The sequence below is a fragment of the Actinoplanes missouriensis 431 genome (assembly GCF_000284295.1).
GTDB lineage: Bacteria > Actinomycetota > Actinomycetes > Mycobacteriales > Micromonosporaceae > Actinoplanes > Actinoplanes missouriensis.
Window position 1 is genome coordinate 6,329,290 of sequence record NC_017093.1, and the last position, 15,526, is coordinate 6,344,815.

Consider the following 15,526-nt stretch of genomic DNA (forward strand, 5'->3'; position numbering starts at 1 on the left):
TCTTGTGAGCAGTCGGCCCGTACCTTTTATGTGGTTTCTCGCCGGTCGTCGGGAAGCCGGCGCGTGATGCCCTTGCGATCGAGGAACTCCAGCAGGGGAACCGCCACCCGGCGGGTGGTCCGGAGCGCGTTCTTGGCCTCGCTCATGGTGAACGGCTGGGGCAGGCCCGCCAGGATTTCGGCTGCCCGGGACGGGGCTTCGGGTGCGAGGACCACCGTGTCGGCCAGGCGGATCAGCAGGCCGGCGCGGGCGGCGGCGGCGATCTGGCGGGGACCGAGGCCGAGTTGGGTGAGCCGGGTCGCCTCCGGGGCGGTGAAGGGTTCCGCACCGGCGAAAGCCTGATTCACCGCTTTCATCAGCATCTCGGGGATCTCGGCGGTTCCCCGGGTGACGCGGCCGGAGCGGCTGGTCAGGGGCGGGCTGACCAGGGCCTCCACCAGCGCGCGGTCGGGGAGGTCAAGGCGGTGGCGAAGCGCTTCGAGAGGGGCGCCGGGCTCCAGCGGCTGCTCGGTCGCGTAGCTTCCGACCTCCTCGACCAGCCTGCGCCGCAGCGCCGCCCAGTGCTCCGGATCGGCGAGCCACTCCCCCGTCACCGGCGCGATCGCATCGACCGGGACGCCCATGCCCGCCAGCTCGGCACGGGAGATTAGCCTGCGGCGGCGCAGCTCGGCCACCGGGTCCGCGGCGCCGTCCATGCCGGCCAGTTCCTCCGCCCGCGCGGAGGCGGCGCCCCGGCGGGTCAGGGGCGGCGGCGCGACGTCGAGGATCGTGACGCCGCCGGCCACGTGGTGCCGCCCCGGATCCCGGATCAGGGCCCGGTCGCCGATCCGCAGCGGCAGCGGGCGGGACAGGCGCAGCCGGGCCGTGTCCGGACCGAGCGGGCGGACCCGCACCGGCACCGCCGCCGAGCCGATGTGCAGCATGATCGTGGCGGGCAGGCCGGTGACCGGATCGCCGTGCCCCCGCACGTCGATCAGGTCGGTGTGCCGGAACCGCCCCGGCGTCAGCAGCGCGGTGCCGCGGGTGATCGCGCCCCGGTCGGTCCCCCGCAGGTTGACCGCCACCCGGGCGACGGCCTCGACCCGGCCGGCCGGGCTGCCGAGCGTCTGCAGGCCACGGATCCGCACCCTGGTTCCGACCAGCTCCAGCTCGTCGCCCCTGGTCAGCACGCCACCGCCGAGGGTGCCGGTCACCACCGTGCCGGCGCCCTTGATCGTGAACGAGCGGTCGATCCAGAGCCGGACCGGCTCGTCGGTGACCGGTGGCGGCAGCCGGTCGGTGAGCCGCCGCAGAGCGGCCCGCAGATCGGGCAGGCCCGCGCCGGTACGCCCGCTGACCGTCACCGCCTCGACCGCGCCCAGCGACGACCCGGCGATCCGCTCGGTCGCATCGCGAAGGGCAGGGCCCGGAGCGGCGAGGTCGGAGCGGGTCACCACCAGCAGGCCGTGCCGGACGTCCAGCGCGTGCAGGGCTGCCAGGTGCTCGGCGGACTGCGGCATCCAGCCCTCGTCGGCCGCCACCACGATCATCGCGGCCGGTACCGGACCGATCCCGGCCAGCATGTTCGGCACGAACCGCTCGTGGCCCGGCACGTCGACGAACGCGACGGTGGCGCCGGAGTCGAGGGTGGTCCAGGCGAAGCCGAGGTCGATGGTCATGCCCCGGCGGCGCTCCTCGGCCCAGCGGTCCGGCTCCATGCCGGTGAGGGCGCGGACGACGGTGGACTTGCCGTGGTCGACGTGGCCGGCGGTGGCTACGACGAACATGTCGGCCCCTCGGCGTGCTGTTCCTGCGGCTCCTGTGCTGCCCGCGCGGCCGCGTTGATCGCCTCTATCAGTCCCGCGTCGGCGGACGGCGGGACGCAGCGCAGGTCGAGCAGCAGCCGGCCGCGCTCGACGCGGCCCACCACCGGCGGATCGCCCTCCCGCAGCGGCGCCGCCCACCCGGCGGGCAACGCCAGCGCCCAGGACGGCAGCTCCAGCTCCGGCGCGCCGCCACCGCCGACCACCGCGGTCGCCGCGACCACCTCGCCGAGGCCGAGCCTCGCCCGGAGCTGCTCGGTGCGCTCGCGCAGCTCGCCGGCGTCGGCCCGGAGCGCCTCCCAGGTCGGCGTGGGCGGACCGGCCACGGTGGCGTGCAGCGCCGCGAGGGTCAGCTTGTCGACCCGCAGCGCACGGGCGAGCGGATGGCGGCGCAGCCGTTCGACCAGGGCGGCGTCGCCGAGCAGCAGCCCGGACTGCGGGCCGCCGAGCAGTTTGTCGCCGCTGGCGATGACGAGATCGGCGCCGGCGCGCAGGGTGGTGGCGGCATCCGGCTCGTCGGGCAGCAGCGGGTCGGGGCGGAGCAGTCCGGAGCCGATGTCGGCGACGACCGGCACGCCGAGGCCCGACATTTCCGAAATATCAGTGGAAAGGGTGAATCCGCGGATCACGAAGTTCGACGGATGCACCTTGAGGATGAACCCGGTCTCCGGCCCGACCGCGTTCGCGTAGTCCACGACCGACGTCCGGTTCGTGGTCCCGACCTCCCGCAGCCGCGCCCCGGTCGAGGCGAGCAGGTCCGGCAGCCGGAACCCGTCCCCGATCTCCACCATCTCCCCGCGACTGACGATGATCTCCCGTCCGGCGGCGAGCGCGGTCGCGGCCAACACCAGCGCGGCAGCGCCGTTGTTGACGACGTGCACCGCGCCCGCGTCCGGGACCGCGGCGGCCAGCGCGGCGAGCACGTCACGTCCCCGGCGCGCCCGTTTGCCGGTGCGCAGGTCCAGCTCGACGTCGGTGTGCCCGGCCGCGCGGACGACCGCGCCCACGGCGGCCGGTGACAGCGCGGCACGGCCCAGGTTGGTGTGCAGCACGACCCCTGTCGCGTTGAGCACCGCCCGCATCCCCGCCGGAAGTGCCGCGACGGCGGCGTCCGCGACCGCCACGGGCTCGATCTCCCCGGCGCGCGCCCGGTCCTGTGCGGCCAGGACCGCGGCCTTCACCGTGGGTCGCCCCAGTCGTGCGGCGGCGGCTTGCAGGCGAGGATCGGACAACACCACATCGGTACGGGGTACCAGCCGCCGACGATCCACGCCCATTGCACCCTCTCCCACCCGTGCTGGTTGTGGCGGAGGCGGACGGGAATCGAACCCGCCTGACCCGGATCCCGGGTCACGTCGGTTTTGAAGACCGCGAGGAGCACCAGCTACCTGAACGCCTCCGCCGCCCACCGTAGCCGCCCGCGTCCCGGCCCGCGCGGCAGCACGCCAGCAGCCGCCCGGGCGTTTGTGCCGAGCGGGGTGACCGGACATGTGCGACAGTGCGACAGTGACGGTCCGGCTTACACAGTTCGCGCACGGCGGTGGCTGTGCCTGCAAGATCCCGCCCGGCGAGCTGGAGGACGTGGTCTCCGGCCTGATCGGCGGCTCGGCCCCGCGCGGACCGGGCGAGCTGCTCGTCGGCCTGGACGACGGGGACGACGCCGCGGTGGTCCGGATCGCCGCCGGTACGGCCGTGGTCGCCACCGCTGACTTCTTCACTCCGGTGGTGGACGACGCGTACGACTGGGGGCGGATCGCGGCCGCCAACGCGCTCTCCGACGTCTACGCGATGGGCGGGACGCCGGTGGTGGCGGTGAACCTGCTCGGCTGGCCCCGCGAGACACTGCCGATGGAACTGGCCGGCGAGGTGCTGCGCGGCGGCCTGGACGTCGCCCGGGAGGCGGGCTGCCACGTGGCCGGCGGGCACAGCGTCGACGACCCGGAGCCGAAGTACGGCATGGCGGTGACGGGTGTCGCCGACCCGGCGCGGCTGATGCGCAACGACGCCGGGCGGCCCGGCATGCCGCTGACGCTCACCAAACCGCTCGGTATCGGCGTGCTGAACAGCCAGCACAAGTCGACGGGCGAGGTGTTCCCGCAGGCGGTCGCGGCGATGACCCGGCTCAACCGGGAGGCGTCCGAGGCCGCCCTGTCCGGCGGCGCGGTCTGCGCGACCGACGTGACCGGGTTCGGGCTGCTGGGGCATCTGCACAAGCTGGCCCGGGCGAGCGGGGTGACGGCCCGGATCGACGCGGCGGCGGTCCCCTATCTGGAGGGGGCCCGGGAGGCGCTGAAGGACGGGTTCGTCAGCGGGGGCACACGGCGGAACCTGGAGTGGGTGCGCCCGAGCCTGGACTCCGGCGGGGTGGCCGAGGATGAGTTGCTGCTGCTCGCGGACGCGCAGACCTCGGGCGGGTTGCTGGTCGCGGGGGAGGTTCCCGGATATCCGGTGGTCGGTGAGCTGCTGCCCGCCCAGCCCGGCGTCACGGTCACCGTCCGCTGAGGGGGTCCCTCCAGGCGGCGAGTGGAGGCAGCACGGCCCGCAGGTCGGGCCCGGTCACCGCGACGTGGGCGGCGGCCTGTGCCGCCGGGGTGGCGTTGAACGCGATCGCCAACCCGGCCTCCGCGAACAGCGGCAGATCCGACCGGCTGTCCCCGACCGCGGCGCACTCCCCCAGCCCGAACCCGAGCTCCCGCGCGACACTCCGGGCGAAATCGCGTTTGCCCTCTTCGTCGAGGTGCTCGGCGACCTGCCCGCTGTACCGCCCGCCGACGACCTCCAGACGCGGACCGCAGGACCGCTCGAATCCGAACCTTTCACACAGGTACGCCCCGACCGCGTCCCAGGCGAGCGTCGCGAGCACCGGCACGAGCCCGTGACCCCGGCACCACTCCACCGTCTCCGCGATCCCGTCGACGACCGGCAACGAGTCGAGGAATCCGCGCACGTCGGCGGGTGACCAGTCGGCCCATCCCCGGGCGTCGATCAGCGAGGCCTGCTGGTTGGTGAGGGTGCCGTCGTCGTACCGTGCCTCGGCGTCGCGGCAGAGCTCGGCGTGACCCAGCCGGTCGGCGAGGTGCTGCCCGCTGCTGGTGCCGGGAACCAGCGTCCCGTCGACGTCGAAGAAGACCGCTCCCCGGATCATGGATGTCATCGTAGGGGCGCGGCCGGCCGGCCCGTCGATGGCAAGCTGCCGGTATGACATCGCTCGATTTCAAGGCCGACCTGCACCGGTACCTGCGCGAGGCCCGCGAAGCCCTGCTCTGGAAATTGGAGGGCCTGCCGGAGTACGACATCCGGCGCCCGCTCCTGCCGACCGGCACCAACCTGCTCGGGCTGGTCAAGCACAACGCCGGGGTGGAGGCCGGCTACTTCGGAGCGACGTTCGGGCGGCCGTTCCCGGACGCCCTGCCGTGGATGGAGGTGGAGGCCGAGCCGAACGCGGACATGTGGGCCACCGCCGGCGAGTCGCGGGAGGAGATCGTCGGGCTCTACCAGCGGGTCTGCGCGCACTCCGACGCCACGATCGAGGCGCGTCCGCTGGACGCCGAGGGCCGGGTGCCGTGGTGGTCGCCGGAGCGGCAGGTGGTGACGCTGCACCGGATCCTGGTGCACGTGACGGCGGAGGCGCACCGGCACGCCGGGCACGCGGACATCGTGCGGGAGCTGATCGACGGGGACGCCGGGGTGCGCCGGACCAACAGCAACATGCCCGACGAGGACCGGCAGTGGTGGTCGGCCTACCGCGACCGTCTCGAAACGGTGGCCCGGACCTTCCGGTCCTGACCGGGAAGGACCCGCAGCACCTCGCCATCGCGCCGCCAGAAGACCTCACCTCGGTCGCCCGGTCCAGGCCGTCGATGGCGGCGCCGGCCAGGCCTGAGGGGCACGCATCGCGGCGTGCCCCCGTAGCCGGCGTCAGATCCGGTACGCGGAGACGGTCTGCTGCAGCTCCGCGGCGGTGCGTGCCAGATCCGCCGCGGTCTGCTGGGTCTCGGTCGCGCCGCTGGTGACCTGCCGGGTCGCCTCGGCGACCGCGGCGATCGTGTCCGCGATGCTGACCGAGCCCTGCGCCGCGTCGTTCACGCTGCGGGAGATCTCCGCGGTGGTCGCCGTCTGCTCCTCGACCGCCGCGGCGATGGTCGTGGTGTAGTCGTTGACCGTCGCGATGACCTGGCCGATCTCCTGGATCGCGGTCACCGCCGACCCGCTCTCCGCCTGGATCGCCGCCACCTGCGCGGTGATCTCCTGGGTGGCCCGGGCGGTCTCCTGCGCCAGGTCCTTGACCTCGGAGGCGACCACGGCGAAGCCCTTGCCCTGCTCACCGGCGCGAGCGGCCTCGATGGTGGCGTTCAGGGCGAGCAGGTTGGTCTGCTCGGCGATCGAGGTGATCATCGCGACGACCGTGCCGATCTGCGCCGAGGCCTCGCCGAGACGCGCGACGCTGGCGTTGGTGGACTCGGCGGCACGCGACGCCTCGGCCGCCACGCCGGCGGCCTGGTTCGCGTTCGTCGAGATCTCCCGGATGGAGACGCCCATCTCGTCAGCGCCGGCCGAGAGCGTCTGCACGCTTGTCGACACCTGCCCGGCCGACTCGGAGACTGTGTCGACCTGCGCGGCGGTCTCCTCCGCCGACGCGGAGAGCTGTGCGGCGACCGCCGACATCTCCTCCGAGGCCGAGGCGAGCACCGTCGAGCTGTCGGTGATCCGGCCGACCATGGTCGACATCGCCGCGACGGTGGTGTTGAGGGCCTCGGACATCCGGCCCACCTCGTCGGTGCTGTCGACCGGCACCCGGGCGGTGAGGTCACCGCCGGCGACCCGGCCCAGCGCCTCGACGGTCCGGACCAGCGGTTTCACGATCAGGCGGGCGATCGCGGCGGCCAGCAGCAGGCCCAGCACGGTGCAGCAGGCGAGGAGCGTGATCACCGTGGTGCGGGTCGACTCGTACCGGCTCTGGGCGAGGGCCTCCTGTTCGGTGCCCGCTTTCAGCGTCTCGTCGGCGAGCGTGGTCAGGTCGGTGCGCACGGCCGTGGCCCGTTCGGCGATCTCGCCGTCCCGCAACGCGGCCAGTTTGCCGGTCTCGCCGGCTGCGGCCAGCGGCAGCAGCTCGTTGTCGAGGGTGTCGGTGAACTGCTTCCAGTCCGCGTCGAACGCGGTGAGGGCCTCGGCCGCCACCGGGCTGACCGAGAACGTGCGGTACGTGTCCGCGTACCCGGTGACCTGATTCTGAGCCGTGGTGACGGCCTTCTCGGCGGTGGCGCGCTGCGCGTCGGTGCTCGCCAGCTGGTAGTCGTCCATGCCGAGCCACACACGGTTGACGGCGCTGCGCAGGCTGCCGATCGTGTTGAGCTCGTCGTTCATCACGTAGGCCCGCTTGACCTGGTCGTTGGTGGTGCCCAGGCTGTTCAGCGCGTAGAGGCCGTTGCCGATGCCGGCCACCGCGACGACGCCGACCGCCGCCATGATCTTGGTGCTGACCCGCCAGTTGCCCAGGAGGCGCTGCAGGGGGTTCACGTGCGCGGCCATGGTTCTCCTCGGCGGTCGTGGGTGCGTACACGCCTAAGGTCGGACGCATCGGCCGCGGGAGTAGTGCAAACGGGTTGCTTCAGCGGTTCAGACGTTCCCGTTGCGGGATCACCGTGTACTTCGGGTCCTTGGCGGACGCGATGCCGCCGTCGAAGATGCCGAAGCGGGTCGCCAGGGAGGCCGCCAGCAACGACGCTCCGGACAGGGCGGAGACGACCCGGCTGCGGCGTCCGAGCAGGGCGCCGGCCACGCCGAGGGCGGTCAGCGTGCGGCCCGCGCGGAGCAGCCGCCCCGGACGGCCCTGCGCGTACGGCTCGCTCAGGATGCCTTTCGTGGTTTCCACGCGGTGAGCGCCGTAGAGCTCCATCGCCGCGCCGAGCACGGCCATGGTGCGGGCCGGGACGGTCTCGCTGGGCGGCGCCGCTATCAGGCCCACGCCGGCGCCGCTGGCCAGGGCGCTTCCGGCGAAGACGAACGGGAGCTCGGGATAGGCGGCGTGCCAGCTCGGGGTGGCGGTGTCGGCGAGCAGGACGGCGGTGTAGGTCGCCAGCGCGGGTGCGAGGGCTGCGGCCGCGTACCCGCCGGTGGCGCCGATCCGGGGCAGGCGGAGCACCTCCGCCCCGGCGGCGACGCCGGCCGCCCCGCCGAACGCGCTGAGGATCCAGGTGCCGACCGACATCGGTGAGGTCAGCTTCGCGACCCGGAGCATGTGGTGGAAACGTTCCGGCCGGCCCAGGTCGTTGATCAGGAAATACGTGCTGGCGCCGAGGGCGCCCAGCGCGGTGAGCCGGCCGGCCCGGCGCAGGCCGGGCCGGTTCGTGGCGTCGCCGCCCGCGGCCAGCAGCGCGGAGCCGGCGGCCAGGCCACCGGTGAAGAGGTAGGCGGCGATGTCGTGGTGCCAGACCGCCGGGCGCACGATCGGCCGGCCGTAGTAGGAGCGGAACTCGGCGGGCGGAACCATGGCGCGGTCCTTCATCGGTTCCCTCCCAGGAACGACACGGCGACGGCGGCGGCCATCGCCAGGCCGGCCAGTCCCGCGCGCTTCCACATGGCCGGCAGATCACGGGTGGTGACGATCGGGTCCGGCGGCAGGCCGTAGACCTCGGGCTCGTCGAGGAGCAGGAAGAACGCGCCGTCACCGCCGACGCCGTCGTCCGGGTCGTGGCCGTAGAGCCGGGCGCCCTCGACCTTCGTCACCCGTTCCCGGGCGCGTTCCCGCAGCTCGTCGAGCTCACCGTACTGGATGGACTGGGTCGGGCAGGCCTGCGCGCACGCCGGTGTCAGGCCGTCGCCGATCCGGTCATAACACAACGTGCACTTCCACGCCCGCCCGTCGTCCTTGCGCTGGTCGATCACGCCGTACGGGCAGGCCGGAATGCAGTAGCCGCACCCGTTGCAGACGTCCTCCTGCACCACCACCGTGCCGAATTCGGTGCGGAACAGCGCGCCGGTCGGGCAGACGTCGAGGCAGCCGGCGTGGGTGCAGTGCTTGCACACGTTGGACATCATCAGCCAGCGGAAATCCGGCGCGGCCGGGGCCCCGCCGGCGACCGCGAGGGCATCGACAGCGGGTGGCGCGGGCGCGGCCGGCTGCTCGATGAACGCCACATGCCGCCACGAGTCCGCGGAGAGCCCGCCGGTGTTGTCGTAGGAGTGGCCGAGCAGGTTGAACCCGTCGTCGGGTACGGCGTTCCACTCCTTGCAGGCGACCTCGCACGCCTTGCACCCGATGCAGACGCTGGTGTCGGTGAAGAATCCCATCCGCGGCGGCGGCTCGGTGTAGCCCGCGTCCGCTGCCGGGTCGAGCGGGCCGTACAGGCTATTGGTCCCCATCCGCCCGCCTCCGGTAGTCGTTGACGTAGTCGATCAGCGCCGGGCCGGTCGGGCGGCGCCCGGGACGGATGTCGCAGGTGCCGACCTTGCTCTCCTGGATGAGCACGTTCGGGTCCAGCACGATGCCGATCAGGTCGTTCGCGGAGTCCCCGGTGACCAGGCCGGAGCTCCCCCAGTGGTACGGCAGCCAGATCTGGTGCACGACGCGGCCGTCGATGCGCAGCGGCCGGAGCCGGTCGGTGATCATGACCCGGGCCTCGATGGCGGCGCGGGTGGTGACGATGTGCGCCCAGCCGAGATGCTCCAGGCCGCGTTCCGCGGCCAGCCGCGGGGAGACCTCGACGAACATCTCCGGCTGCAGTTCCGACAGGTACGCGAGTTGCCGGCTCATGCCCCCGGCGGTGTGATGCTCGGTCAGCCGGCTGGTGGTGAAGACGTAGGGGAACACCTCGGAGATCGGGTTCGACGGGTTCTCCGACCGCTCGTAGCGCTTGCGCGTCGGGTTGGCCCGCTGGCCGTAGAGCGGGTTCGCCACCGGCGACTCGTCCGGCTCGTAGTGGGTCGGCAGCGGCCCGTCGATCAGCCCGCTCGGCGCGTACAGCCAGCCCTTGCCGTCGCCCTGCATGATGAACGCGTCGTCCCCGGCGATCGCCTCCACGCCCGCCGCGCCCTCCGGCGGCCGGTACGACGGCGGCTTGGTCTTCTCGAAGTCGGGCACGTCGTAGCCCGTCCACTCGCCCGCGTCCGGATCCCACCAGACGTACTTCTTCCGCTCCGACCACGGTCGCCCCTCCGGGTCCGCGGAGGCGCGGTTGTAGAGCGTGCGCCGGTCGGCGGGCCACGCCCAGCCCCACTCCCGGGCCACCCAGTCCTGCTCGCGGCCGGGCTTACGGCGGGCGGCCTGGTTGACGCCGTCCTTGAACACGCCCGAGTAGATCCAGCAGCCACAGGCCGTCGAGCCGTCGGCCTTGAGGTCGGTGAATCCGGAGACCACCGACCGGTCGGCGACGCGATAGCCGTTGATCTCGCGCAGCACGTCCTCACCGCTCGGCTCGTCGCCGTGGACCTCGTAGTCCCAGTTCAGCTTGAGCAGCCCCTGGTCGCGGTCCCGGGTCGAGGAGGCCAGCTTCTCCCGGATCCGCCGGCCGAGGTGGTAGAAGAACCACAGCTCGGAACGGCAGTCGCCCGGCGGGTCCAGGGCCTTCTCGCGCCACTGCAGCATCCGCTGGGTCTGGGTGAACGTGCCCTCCTTCTCCGCGTGCGACGCGGCCGGCAGGAAGAAGACCTCGGTCCGGCACTCGGACGGCACGATCTCGCCGGTGGCGATCTCCGGCCCGTCCTTCCAGAAGGTCGCGCTCTCGATCATGAACAGGTCCCGGACGACGAGCCAGTCGAGGTTCGCCATGCCGAGCCGCTGCGCCTTGCCGTGCGCCGAGCCGACCGCCGGGTTCTGCCCGAGCAGGAAGTACCCCCTGATCTTCCCGTCGATCATGTCGAGGACCTGCTGATACGTACCGTGATCGCCGGTCAGGCGCGGCAGCCAGCCGAAGCCCCAGTCGTTCTCCGCAGTCGCCGCGTCGCCCCAGTAGGCCTTGAGCAGACTGACCGCATAGGACTCCGCGTTGGCCCAGAAGCCCTTCTGCTCCGGGTGGCGGATCTCGTCGACCCACTTCTGGAACGTCTCGTGCTGCCGATGGTGCGGCATCGGCAGGTATCCGGGCAGCAGGTTGAACAGCGTCGGGATGTCGGTCGACCCCTGGATGCTGGCGTGGCCGCGCAGCGCCATCACCCCGCCGCCGGGCCGTCCCATGTTGCCGAGCAGCAGCTGGATGATCGCGCCGGTCCGGATGTACTGCACGCCGACGCTGTGCTGCGTCCAGCCCACCGAGTAGACGAGCGCGGTGGTGCGCTCCCGGCCGGAGTTGGCGGTCCAGGCCTCACACACCGCGAGAAACTGCTTTTCGGGTACGCCACAGACCCGCTCGACGACCTCCGGTGTGTACCGGGCGTAGTGCCGTTTCAGGATCTGATAGACGCAGCGCGGATCCTGCAGCGTCGGATCGCGGGGAACGTCAGCCGGGATCGGCGGGCCGTGCGACTCCTGTTCCAGGCCGGAGGCGGTCTCCCGGTCGGCGTGCGCCTCGCCCTCCTCCTGGCCCATGTGCTGCTGCCCCGCGTACTGCCAGCTGGACTGGTCGTACACGTTCAGCTCGGGGTCGAACCCGGAGAACAGCCCGTCGAGCTCCTCGGTGTCCTGGAACTCCTCGCTCACGATCATGGACGCATTGGTGTACGCGACGACGTACTCCCGGAAGTCCTTCTCGTTGCTGAGGATGTAGTTGACCACCCCACCCAGGAACGCGATGTCCGCCCCGGCGCGCACCGGCACGAACTCGTCGGCGAGCGCGCTGGTCCGCGTGAACCGCGGATCGACGTGGATGATCTTCGCACCGCGATTCTTGGCCTCGACCACGTACTGGAAACCCACCGGGTGGGCCTCCGCCATGTTCGAGCCCTGAATGACGATGCAGTCGGCGTTAGCCAGATCCTGGAGGAATCCGGTGGCCCCGCCACGGCCGAAGCTGGTTCCCAGACCGGGAACGGTGGCGGAGTGTCAAATGCGCGCCTGGTTCTCGATCTGTATCGCGCCCATCGCCGTGAACAGCTTCTTGATCAGGTAGTTCTCTTCGTTGTCGAGGGTCGCCCCACCGAGACTCGAGATGCCGAGCGTGCGGTTCAGCGGGCGGCCGTCGGAGTCGGTGTCCTCCCAGGTCTCCTCGCGGGCCGCGATCACCCGGTCGGCGATCATGTCCATCGCCGTGTCGAGGTCGAGCTCCTCCCAATCGGTCGCGTAGGGCCGCCGATAGAGGACCGTCTTGATCCGGCGGTCGCTGGTGACCAGGCTCTTGCTCGCCGAGCCCTTCGGGCAGAGCCGCCCCTGGGAGATCGGGCTGTCCGGGTCGCCCTCGATCTGGACGACCTCGCCGTCCTTCACGAAGATCCGCTGGCCGCAGCCGACCGCACAATAGGGGCACACCGATCGCGCCATCGTGTCAGCGGTCTCGGTCCGTGCTTGCAGACTGCGCGAACGGGTGGACTGCGCGGCGGCGCCCCGCCCCAGCGGGTCGGTGCCGGTCAGCTGCCGGTAGACCGGCCAGCCTTCGATCCAGGTGCGCACGCCCATGTGATCGACACTAACCCCGGTGCGCGCAATACGCACGATATGGGGAATTGCAACCGGCGACGGCCGACCACCATGATCTACGGCATGGCGGCGCTCGCGGGTTTGCACGACATCGACTGGTCCTCACTTGACCAGGGATCGGCCGTACCCCGTCTGCTCGCCGACCTGGCCGGCGGCGAGCCGAAGGCCTTGCGCGATCTCTATCGCCGGGCGCCGGACGGCGAGGACGTGCGCCCGTGGGTGGTGACCGCGCTGCCGTTCCTGCTGGACCTGGTCGCCGACCCGGCGCGCCCGCTGCGGGGTGAGACGCTGCGGCTGGTCGGTGATCTCGCCGGGGCGGATCGGACCTGGCAGATGGCCGGACGGACCCTGGCCGCCAAGCGACTGCTGGCGGAATGGGACGGTTTGAGTGATCTGCTGCTGGATGAGGATCCGTCGGTGCGCGAGGCCGCCGCCTACACCCTGCGTGCCGTCTACCGCCTGATCACCAACCCGACCGGCGACCTGTGGGAGCGGTTCGCCGAGGAGCCGGACGCGGGCGTGCGCCTCATGCTGCTGCGGACCAGCGTGATCACCGGGGCGGTCGGCGGCGGTTACGAGCTGACCAAGGTCTGGCTGGCGTCGGTCGCCGACACCGACGACGACCTCCGGGTACGGATCAGCGCCCTCACCGAGTTGATGGCGCTCTACAACCCGGTGCCGTTCGACGCGGGCCGGGCCCGGGAGACGCTGCTCGACGCGTACCGCGAAGGCCTGAACCGGGAGCCGGAGCCGGTCGCCGACATGGCCGCGCCGCTGCTCACCGGCGCGCGGATGGCGACCCGGCAGTGGACGCCCGGCTATCACCAGGTGGTGAAGGCGGTGCGGGCGACGTACCGGGACGACGTGGACGCCCACCTGGGTCTGCTGCACGAGATGCTGGCGATCGACGCGTGGGACGCCCGGCAGGACGCGCTCTACGAGGCACGCTCGCTCGTGCAGCGGCTGCGCGGGCCGTACCGTCCGCTGATCGACCGCGCCGCTGAACTGCTGTCCGACCGGGACGCGCAGGTCCGGGCCGCCGCGCTGCACCTGCTCCAGGGTGTCGGCGAACTGGCCCGCCCGGCCGCCGACGCGGTGTGGGAGACGATGTCCGGCGCGAAGCCGTGGACGCATCAGGGCGCGCTGAGCCCGTCGGTCGGCATCCTGGCGAGCCTGGGCGACGAGCGGGTGCTGCCCATTCTGGAGCGCCTGCTGGACGACGCCCCCCAGACCACCGGCCTGCACGAGGCGATCGCCGGCTACGGCGTGCGAGCCCGAGCCCTCGGCCGCACCCTGCGCCGCCTGCTGCGCGCCCTCCCCGCCGCGGCCTCGCCCTCGCCTGCGTCCGCTGCCGATGCGTATCGGGCGGCGCTGCTCGACGCGCTGATCGCGGTCGTGCCGCAGGAGGCCGCCGACTACCTCATGCAGGAGCCGCTCGATCTGACCGGTCTCCACCGCCTGATCCGCACCGGTCGCGCCGCCGCCGCCCGCGCCGCCGAGATCCGCACCGCCCTGACCAGCGAGGACCCGGTCGTCGCGCTGACCGCCGCCCGCGCGATCTGGTGCGTCACCGGCGATGCGGAGGCCGCCGCGACCGTTTACGACCAGTACCTGACCGGCCCGGACCACGCCGTGACCGCGATCGACGGCCTCGCCGAGCTGAACTCCCGCGCCGCCGGTCGCGCGCCGCTGCTCAACCGCCTGGTCAAGAGCCGCACCAGCGACGAGGTGCGGGTCGCCGCCGCTCGCGCCCTGTGGCGGATCACCGGCAACCCGGGCAGCGCCCGCCGCCTCGGCCCGGCCTGGGAGGCCACGCCCCGGCTCCGTCCCCGCATCGCCCGCCTCTGGGTGGAGACCGACATGGGCGCCTACGCCACCCGTTACGCCAAGGCCGAGCTGGCCGTCCCGACCCGTTACAACGTGACCAATCTCGGTCTGAGCCCCGCCGAGATCAGCGAGGACGAGCAGTTGCTGGCCGACTGCCGCAAGCTGATCACCGACAAGCCCCGCTGGCCGTTCTGATCGTCAGCCCTGCTGGTGGTTCACCGCGGTCAGGGGTCGGGGACACCGCACTCAGGTGCCGGCGAGGGTCCTGGCCCAGGGTTCGTCGACGTCGGCCAGGGCGAGCACGGTCGTGACGTTGGCGAGCATGCCGGCGGCGAACCAGCGCCGGACGGCTTCGGAGTCACCGTCGAGCAGCTTGTGCACGACCGCGACCTGCCGGGCATAGCAGGCGCGACGTCAACCCTGCTCAGCGCCACGTCGGCCATTTGCCGCAGGCAGTCGTGACACCTACGGCTAGACCGATGCCGGGACGAGGAAGGTGGAGCCGGCCGCGGGCGGCGAGAACGGCCCGTGCTCGGCATCATCGAAGGATGTCGAAAAACTCGTTGACGGACCGGGTCGTGATCGTGACCGGTGCCAGCCGGCGGATCGCGATCGGCGCCGCCGTCGCTCGCCGCCTCGCCGCCGACGGCGCCGCCGTCGTGGTGCACTCCTGGGCGCCCTACGACGCCGAGCAGCGGTGGGGTGCCGACGACGAGGGCCCCGAGGCGCTGGTCGCGGAGCTGGACCGCGCCGTCCACGTGTCCCTGGACCTGAGCGCCCCGGACGCCCCGGCGGCCCTGATCGACCGGGCCCGCGCCGCGTTCGGCCACGTCGACGCGGTGGTCGCCAACCACACCCGCAGCGGCACCCGGCAGTCCCTGGAGGAGCTCACCGCGGCCGAACTCGATCTGACGTTCGCGGTCAACACCCGGGCCACCCTGCTGCTCGCCCAGGCGTTCGCGGCCCAGCACGACGACACCCGTCCCGGCGGGCGGCTGGTCCTGTTCACCTCCGGGCAGTACCACGGGGCGATGCCGGCCGAACTGCCGTACATCGCCTCCAAGGCCGCCCTGCACCAACTGACCCGCAGCCTCGCCGTGCACCTCATCCCCCGCGGGATCACCGTGAACTGCGTCAATCCCGGCCCGAACGACACCGGCTGGGCCGACGCCGACACGAGAGCGGCGATCACCCGGCTCAACCCCGGCGCCCGCTGGAGCACCCCGGCCGACACCGCAAGGCTGGTCGCCTGGCTGCTCAGCGACGAGGCCGACTGGATCACCGGCCAGACGATCGCCTCCGACGGCGGCTGGTCCTCCCGCTGACGGGA

At 72.4% G+C, this 15,526-nt stretch carries 12 protein-coding genes and 1 tRNA gene; 4 read left to right on the forward strand and 9 right to left on the reverse strand.

What is annotated here, in order from left to right:
- Positions 1–26 precede the first annotated feature (26 nt).
- From selB to AMIS_RS29075, 3 genes are all read right to left on the reverse strand, one after another.
- Positions 27–1,766 (reverse strand): selenocysteine-specific translation elongation factor, encoded by a 1,740-nt coding sequence (selB, locus tag AMIS_RS29065; RefSeq protein WP_014446013.1) that lies wholly within the window; start codon positions 1,764–1,766, stop codon positions 27–29.
- On the reverse strand, positions 1,754–3,079 hold the full coding sequence (selA, locus tag AMIS_RS29070; RefSeq protein ID WP_051042184.1) for an L-seryl-tRNA(Sec) selenium transferase: 1,326 nt from the start codon (positions 3,077–3,079) through the stop codon (positions 1,754–1,756). Before selA ends, selB begins: the two co-directional genes overlap by 13 nt.
- 27 nt (positions 3,080–3,106) lie before the next feature.
- Positions 3,107–3,202: transfer RNA gene (locus AMIS_RS29075), tRNA-Sec, on the reverse strand.
- 88 nt (positions 3,203–3,290) lie between these two features.
- Here AMIS_RS29075 and selD point away from each other — a divergent pair.
- Positions 3,291–4,304, forward strand: a complete 1,014-nt coding sequence (gene selD, locus AMIS_RS29080) for a selenide, water dikinase SelD (protein ID WP_197537977.1) — start codon at positions 3,291–3,293, stop codon at positions 4,302–4,304.
- Here the strand turns inward: selD and AMIS_RS29085 are convergent.
- Entirely contained in the window at positions 4,291–4,947 is a 657-nt protein-coding gene (locus AMIS_RS29085) for an HAD family hydrolase (RefSeq protein ID WP_157435123.1), read from the reverse strand. The two genes, selD and AMIS_RS29085, sit on opposite strands and share 14 nt — an antisense overlap.
- Positions 4,948–5,000: 53 nt before the next feature.
- Between AMIS_RS29085 and AMIS_RS29090 the strand changes: the two genes are divergently transcribed.
- Positions 5,001–5,588 (forward strand): DinB family protein, encoded by a 588-nt coding sequence (locus tag AMIS_RS29090; RefSeq protein WP_014446017.1) that lies wholly within the window; start codon positions 5,001–5,003, stop codon positions 5,586–5,588.
- A gap of 132 nt (positions 5,589–5,720) precedes the next feature.
- Here AMIS_RS29090 and AMIS_RS29095 read toward each other — a convergent pair whose 3' ends face one another.
- The 4 genes from AMIS_RS29095 to fdh all read right to left on the reverse strand — a co-directional run bounded on the left by AMIS_RS29095 (position 5,721) and on the right by fdh (position 12,348).
- On the reverse strand, positions 5,721–7,331 hold the full coding sequence (locus AMIS_RS29095) for a methyl-accepting chemotaxis protein (RefSeq protein ID WP_014446018.1): 1,611 nt from the start codon (positions 7,329–7,331) through the stop codon (positions 5,721–5,723).
- Between the two features lie 79 nt (positions 7,332–7,410).
- Positions 7,411–8,307: an NrfD/PsrC family molybdoenzyme membrane anchor subunit gene (gene nrfD, locus AMIS_RS29100; protein WP_014446019.1), complete on the reverse strand. Its 897-nt coding sequence runs from the start codon at positions 8,305–8,307 to the stop codon at positions 7,411–7,413.
- Complete coding sequence (locus tag AMIS_RS29105; protein WP_014446020.1) at positions 8,304–9,164, reverse strand: 4Fe-4S dicluster domain-containing protein; 861 nt, start codon at positions 9,162–9,164, stop codon at positions 8,304–8,306. Before AMIS_RS29105 ends, nrfD begins: the two co-directional genes overlap by 4 nt.
- Positions 9,151–12,348 carry a formate dehydrogenase gene (gene fdh, locus AMIS_RS29110; RefSeq protein WP_157435124.1) on the reverse strand — a complete coding sequence of 1,066 codons (3,198 nt, stop codon included), beginning with the start codon at positions 12,346–12,348 and terminating at the stop codon, positions 9,151–9,153. The genes AMIS_RS29105 and fdh overlap by 14 nt, the downstream gene beginning before the upstream one ends.
- Before the next feature lie 84 nt (positions 12,349–12,432).
- On the opposite strand from fdh, the gene AMIS_RS29120 reads away from it, so the two are divergent.
- Positions 12,433–14,391 carry a hypothetical protein gene (locus AMIS_RS29120; protein WP_157435125.1) on the forward strand — a complete coding sequence of 653 codons (1,959 nt, stop codon included), beginning with the start codon at positions 12,433–12,435 and terminating at the stop codon, positions 14,389–14,391.
- Positions 14,392–14,442: 51 nt separating this feature from the next.
- Here the strand turns inward: AMIS_RS29120 and AMIS_RS44710 are convergent, their stop codons facing one another.
- On the reverse strand, positions 14,443–14,577 hold the full coding sequence (locus AMIS_RS44710) for a hypothetical protein (protein WP_014446024.1): 135 nt from the start codon (positions 14,575–14,577) through the stop codon (positions 14,443–14,445).
- A gap of 167 nt (positions 14,578–14,744) precedes the next feature.
- Here AMIS_RS44710 and AMIS_RS29125 point away from each other — a divergent pair, with 167 nt between their 5' ends.
- A complete protein-coding gene (locus tag AMIS_RS29125; RefSeq protein WP_014446025.1) occupies positions 14,745–15,521 on the forward strand; it encodes an SDR family oxidoreductase in 777 nt (258 codons plus the stop codon).
- Positions 15,522–15,526 lie beyond the last annotated feature (5 nt).

Coding starts and splice junctions, on each gene's coding strand:
- AMIS_RS29085 (WP_157435123.1), bottom strand. CDS start 4,947: ATGATCCGGGGAGCGGTCTTCTTCGACGTCGACGGGACGCTGGTTCCC.
- selD (WP_197537977.1), top strand. CDS start 3,291: ATGTGCGACAGTGCGACAGTGACGGTCCGGCTTACACAGTTCGCGCAC.
- AMIS_RS29120 (WP_157435125.1), top strand. CDS start 12,433: ATGGCGGCGCTCGCGGGTTTGCACGACATCGACTGGTCCTCACTTGAC.
- selA (WP_051042184.1), bottom strand. CDS start 3,079: ATGGGCGTGGATCGTCGGCGGCTGGTACCCCGTACCGATGTGGTGTTG.
- selB (WP_014446013.1), bottom strand. CDS start 1,766: ATGTTCGTCGTAGCCACCGCCGGCCACGTCGACCACGGCAAGTCCACC.
- AMIS_RS29090 (WP_014446017.1), top strand. CDS start 5,001: ATGACATCGCTCGATTTCAAGGCCGACCTGCACCGGTACCTGCGCGAG.
- nrfD (WP_014446019.1), bottom strand. CDS start 8,307: ATGAAGGACCGCGCCATGGTTCCGCCCGCCGAGTTCCGCTCCTACTAC.
- AMIS_RS29125 (WP_014446025.1), top strand. CDS start 14,745: ATGTCGAAAAACTCGTTGACGGACCGGGTCGTGATCGTGACCGGTGCC.
- AMIS_RS29105 (WP_014446020.1), bottom strand. CDS start 9,164: ATGGGGACCAATAGCCTGTACGGCCCGCTCGACCCGGCAGCGGACGCG.
- AMIS_RS29095 (WP_014446018.1), bottom strand. CDS start 7,331: ATGGCCGCGCACGTGAACCCCCTGCAGCGCCTCCTGGGCAACTGGCGG.